This window comes from Paenibacillus terrae (assembly GCF_005217525.1).
Taxonomy (GTDB): domain Bacteria; phylum Bacillota; class Bacilli; order Paenibacillales; family Paenibacillaceae; genus Paenibacillus; species Paenibacillus terrae_C.
Window position 1 is genome coordinate 198,468 of record NZ_PNXQ01000005.1, and the last position, 5,343, is coordinate 203,810.

A 5,343-nucleotide genomic window follows, 5' to 3' on the forward strand; every position below is an offset into this window, starting at 1 on the left:
GCTTGAGATCGGGAGCCTGATGGCGATTGGGCCTTTTGTATCGGTATTCGCGAACCCCTTCTGGGGATATACCAGTGACCGAAGCCGTAATCTTCGACGTATTTTGCTGTTTATGATTGCAGGTACATTGCTGCTGCTGCAAGCTTTATTTCATGTCCATACGTATGTCATGATTTATGTGTCGATGATTGGTTTTTATTTCTTCCAAAGTCCTTTATTCGCTCAAAGTAACAGTCTCATTCTTAGCTACATTGAGGGAACAGACCGGAAATTCGGCTCCTTCCGCATATGGGGCTCCTTTGGCTGGGCTGTGACGGCGGCAGTAGCTGGTCTGATCATTGACCAAACGGGGATATCCAGCATATCAACCATCTTTACAGTGTTGCTTCTGGCTGCCCTGATCTGTACCCTGGCGATTCCACCGTTGAAAAGCAGCGTTGAAACGGCGACCATTCATTTACGTGGCTTTGGCAGCATTTTAATGAACGGATACTTTATATCTTTCATTTTGTTGGGTATCTTGGTATCCATTCCGAATTCGATCAACAGCGCCTTTATGTCCCTGTATATCACCGAACTAGGCGGGTCCAAGCTGATGCTGGGTTTCGCCGTCTTTATGTCATCGGTATTCGAAATTATTGTTTTTTTGCTGTTCGACCGCTTTTTGAAGAAAAAAATGACGGTGATGGTCGGCTGTCTGGCCCTCGTCAGTTTGCTGTTTGCTCTACGTTGGGAACTCATGGCCTTGGCCACAGACCCGATTCAGATCGTGTTCATTCAGGCACTTCATTGCGTCACCTTCGGTGGATATTTCTATGTAGGCACCCAGTTGACCGTCCTGTTCACACCAATAGCTTACCGCTCATCTGGACAGGCGGTATATACGTTGACGTGGAGCGGGATATCTGGCATCGTAGCGGGCTTTGCAGGAGGTTGGCTGTTTCAGAATTTCGGTGGCGAAATGATGTACAATACAGGTGTCTTCTTTGCCTTGCTCGGCTTTGTAGGATTCACCATCATGTGGTATATGCTGTACAAGAACGGCTACAAGCCCTGTCATTCCAACGACCACAAACAAGCAGAAGAAGCCCCTTAACAACACTCGGGGAATGTATGTAACACCCTGTTCTTCTCTTGCTTGCCCATTGCAAACAGGGATGTCTAGTATCGCCAACTATCAATATAGATGTCACCCATGCTGGGCGTACAAGTAAAGGAGTCTGCCGATGGCAGACTCCTTTTTGATTTGGTCGCACGAGGCTACCATCCTCCGCTAATAACCTATTGCTTAGGCAATTGGAAAGAACTTTTCAGTGATACCACGCGGTTGAATACAGGCTCGCCCGGCTTGGAAAGCTTCGGATCAACACTAAAATAACCATGACGGAAAAATTGGAACTTGTCCTGCGACTGTGCTTCCTTCATATTCGGCTCGACAAAGCCGTGAGCAATTTCCAGAGAGTTTGGATTCAATTGATCGAGGAAGGTTTTTTCCGTTGCATCCTCTTCAATCGCTTCCGGGTCTTCTGCGTTAATCAAAGGCTCATACAGGCGGAACTCAGCAGGAACGGCCTGAGTAGCCTCCACCCAATGGATGGTGCCTTTGACTTTGCGTCCAGTAAAGCCAGATCCGCTCTTGGTTTCTATATCGTAGGTACAATGGATTTCCGTTACATGACCATCCGCATCTTTAATGACATCGTTACATTTGATGAAATAAGCATGCTTGAGGCGTACTTCATTGCCAGGGAACAAGCGGAAGTATTTGCTCGGCGGATTCTCCATGAAATCTTCACGCTCGATATAAATCTCACGCGAAAACGGAATTTGACGTGTGCCCAGCTCCGGATTTTCCGTGTTGTTTTCCGCTTCCAGCATTTCAACCTGACCTTCAGGATAGTTCGTAATGACCACCTTCAACGGATCAATGACCGCCATCGTACGAGGTGCCTGTAGCTTCAAGTCCTCACGTGCAAAATGCTCCAGCACTTGCAAGTCGATCACGCCGTAGGCTTTGGAAATGCCTGTCTCATATACAAAGCTGCGGATCGCTTCCGGCGTATAGCCACGACGGCGCAAACCGGAAATCGTTGGCATACGCGGATCATCCCAGCCGTCTACATGCTTCTCATCTACCAGAAGCTTGAGCTTACGCTTGCTGGTTACGGTTTGAGCCAGGTTCAGCCGCCCAAATTCGTATTGATGCGGCACCTTTTCCATCTCACATTCGGCTACAACCCAATCGTACAGCGGACGCTGATCCTCAAACTCCAGCGAACAGAGTGAGTGCGTTACACCCTCGATGGCATCCTCCAGCGGATGAGCGTAGGAATACATCGGGTAAATGCACCATTTGTCACCCGTGTTGTGATGCTCGGTATGCGAAATACGGTAAATCACCGGATCACGTAAATTAATGTTTCCCGAAGCCATATCAATTTTGGCACGCAGTACCTTTTCACCGTTTTGGTATTTCCCTGCTCGCATTTCTTCGAACAGCTTGAAATTTTCCTCCACGCTGCGGTCGCGGTAAGGGCTGTTTTGCCCCGGTTCGGTCAGTGTGCCACGAGTTTCACGGATTTGATCCGCGCTTTGATCGTCCACGTAGGCTTTACCCTTTTGAATCAGCAGAACGGCGCGGTTGTACATTTCGTCAAAATAGTTGGAGGCAAAATGCTTTTCCTCCCATTCATAACCGAGCCACTTCACGTCCTCCTGAATGGAGTTTACATATTCCGTGTCTTCCTTCGCCGGATTCGTATCGTCAAAACGCAGGTTGGTGCGTCCTCCGAATTCATCTCCCAACGAGAAATTGATCCAGATGGCTTTGGCATGTCCAATGTGCAAATATCCGTTCGGCTCTGGTGGAAAGCGTGTAACGACTTCCTTTACCTTACCTGTACGTAAATCCTCTTCAATGACACTCTTAATAAAATTGGGGGGAGTGATCGGCTTCTCCACGCTAATCAACCTTTCTTCCGTGTAATCTGTACAAAATTGGTTCCCTTAAATATACCCTTTCACACCGCATAACTCAATAAAATGAAAAACCTTATGCCCTCTTCAGCCCAAAAAGTAACAAGTTATGAAAAGAAGTTAACATTTTTGACAAATAAATTCGTTATAGTGTATATATCTTTTATTTTACCCGGAAAAGGAGAACCCACCCGTGTTTAAGCTACTCATCGTGATCCTGCTGTCTATGCTTTTGTCCTCTTCCGATCTAATATCCGGTCATCCTTCACCGGATCCGGCGTCTGAACCCGTACATTCTCGTCCATTAGCCGTTGCTCCTGAAGACTCATCCGTAAAATTGTATGTTGAGGAGCCGTCTCAGGGGCTATTTCGCACAGCCACGCTGGAAATCGGCCAGCAGCGTCGTACATTCGCATGGTCAGGCTTGGCAGATGTCGCCACCGCACCACAGTTGTACTATACGGATGTAAACGGCGATGGCGTTCACGAAGCGGTGGTCATCCTGACTCGTGCTTCAGGCACAGGTGTCGAATTGCAGGAGCTTCATATTGTCAACGCACAGACCATGGAAGAGTATGCGGTTGAATCGGCGGCAGATGCCGTATCTCAGCGTGTCCATAGCAGTGTGGAGCTGCGGGACCATAACCAGCAGGTGCATATTGCAGTTACGATTGATGGCATCACACACACGCTCGATCCTAAAGCATCGGCGTTTTACGATGATCCAGCCCATTTTACAGACCGTCTCGATTTCAGCTCTGTCGTCATGTACGATGTCGAAGAGGCTCCTCTGCGCGCTACCGTATCCGGTAGCGTGTCCCCAACCGAATTTGTAGGGGATTTGGAGCTGAAGTATGTATATGAGCTTGGACGGTTCCGGGTAGGACCTATTGAGTTTGCAGCTTCCTCTCCATTTTGACGACTCTCGCAGAATAAGGTAGCATGGGATTAAATGCTAGACTGGCTGGTTTAGCGATTTTCCGAGTGAAAGAGGGGATCCATCATGTTTACATACGCGTTGGACGAACGCACCGTCCTTCGTCCGCTCACCAAAGAGCATGTGCAGCCTCTGTTTGAGCTGATCGAAATGTCCCGTGACCGCCTGCGTCAATGGCTTCCATGGGTGGATTCCACCACGGAAATCAGCCACACAGAGCAGTTCGTGCAGAGCACCTTGAAGCAAGCGGCAGAGAATGGCAGCGTGACCGCCGGAATCTGGTTGGATAATGAGCTGGCTGGCATCATCAGCTACCATGAAATCAATTGGACTCACCGTTCGGTCAGCATTGGATACTGGCTTGGACACGGTTACGAAGGACAAGGTCTCATGACCAGCGCATGCCGCGTATTCATCGAGTATGCACTGATAGAGCTGGACCTTCACCGGATCGAAATCCGTTGCGCTACCACCAACCGCCGCAGCCGGGGGATCCCGGAACGTCTGGGCTTCGTACTCGAAGGTATTATCCGTGAAGCAGAGCTGCTGCCAGACGGCTATATGAACCATGCTGTGTATGGTATGCTCCAGAGCGAGTGGAAACAGCTTCGGTAAACTTGCAACATAAGGAACAGCGCCGCAACCCGTTTAGGGCCAGCGGCGCTGTTCCTTATGAACGGCTTATCTGGAGGCTATAAGAAGCTGATTGCGTTGTAGAATCCATGTCTATTTTAAGAAACAGGCCATTAACACATCGTCCACGAATTGGCCAGCTATGTAAAACTCCTCATGCAAACGTCCTTCGATCAAGAATCCGCATTTTTCATAAAACATAAGGGCCTCCGTGTTGCACGAAAGTACCCGCAAACTTAATTTGCGAATGCCCTCAGCGGCTGCAATATCCTTCATGGCGTTCATAAGCGCCATCCCAATACCTTTGCGGTGATAGGCTGGATGAACGGCTATATTTATTTCCAAAACATGGCGATTACTAGCCAACAGCGTTGGAGAACGAAATCCGATATAACCGCAGAGTACTCCCTGTTCGATAGCGACCAGTTGAGAGCCCGGAGGAGTATTGCGCAAAAACTCCCCACGTGACTTCCATGACAGCGAGGCGGGGGCTGTTCGTTCATTCCATACCAATTCATCCAGCGCAATTAGATCAGGAGCATCCTTCATCTCCGAATGACGTATCGTCAGGGGTTGACTTGTAAGCAATTTCTTTCAATCCTTCCTATGAAGGCTTTCCTGAAGTATAGGCAGCAACCATTCGTCATTTATTGTACCATAATCACGGGCTTGTCACAGTCTTTATTAGGACTTAAGTACTGGAAACGTCTGTCTTGGACGTAGTAGTCTCAAAAGCAGCCTCTTCACGGCGGGAACGGTTCAATCCGCTATGCAGAATGAAAAACAGGATGGACAAA

Annotated in this window: 5 protein-coding genes; 3 read left to right on the top strand and 2 right to left on the bottom strand. The window is 48.6% G+C overall.

All coding sequences use genetic code 11. From position 1 onward, the window contains the following. A partial coding sequence (locus C1I60_RS04115; protein WP_252361554.1) for an MFS transporter occupies window positions 1-1,096 on the top strand: 1,096 nt, incomplete at its 5' end. Between the two features lie 185 nt (window positions 1,097-1,281). On the opposite strand, the gene C1I60_RS04120 is transcribed toward C1I60_RS04115, so the two are convergent. Then, window positions 1,282-2,961, bottom strand: coding sequence for a glutamine--tRNA ligase/YqeY domain fusion protein (locus tag C1I60_RS04120; RefSeq protein ID WP_137060996.1), 1,680 nt, complete (start codon window positions 2,959-2,961; stop codon window positions 1,282-1,284). A 208-nt stretch (window positions 2,962-3,169) separates the two neighbouring features. Here C1I60_RS04120 and C1I60_RS04125 point away from each other — a divergent pair, with 208 nt between their 5' ends. Both C1I60_RS04125 and C1I60_RS04130 read left to right on the top strand, forming a co-directional pair. Then, on the top strand, window positions 3,170-3,895 hold the full coding sequence (locus C1I60_RS04125; protein ID WP_137060607.1) for a copper amine oxidase: 726 nt from the start codon (window positions 3,170-3,172) through the stop codon (window positions 3,893-3,895). A gap of 84 nt (window positions 3,896-3,979) precedes the next feature. Further along, window positions 3,980-4,528 carry a GNAT family N-acetyltransferase gene (locus C1I60_RS04130; RefSeq protein ID WP_137060608.1) on the top strand — a complete coding sequence of 183 codons (549 nt, stop codon included), beginning with the start codon at window positions 3,980-3,982 and terminating at the stop codon, window positions 4,526-4,528. A gap of 111 nt (window positions 4,529-4,639) precedes the next feature. Here C1I60_RS04130 and C1I60_RS04135 read toward each other — a convergent pair whose 3' ends face one another. Beyond that, window positions 4,640-5,134 (bottom strand): GNAT family N-acetyltransferase, encoded by a 495-nt coding sequence (locus C1I60_RS04135; RefSeq protein WP_137060609.1) that lies wholly within the window; start codon window positions 5,132-5,134, stop codon window positions 4,640-4,642. Window positions 5,135-5,343 lie beyond the last annotated feature (209 nt).

Bases quoted from the DNA above. Each gene is read 5' to 3' on its own strand.
- C1I60_RS04130 (WP_137060608.1), top strand. From the start codon at position 3,980: ATGTTTACATACGCGTTGGACGAACGCACCGTCCTTCGTCCGCTCACC.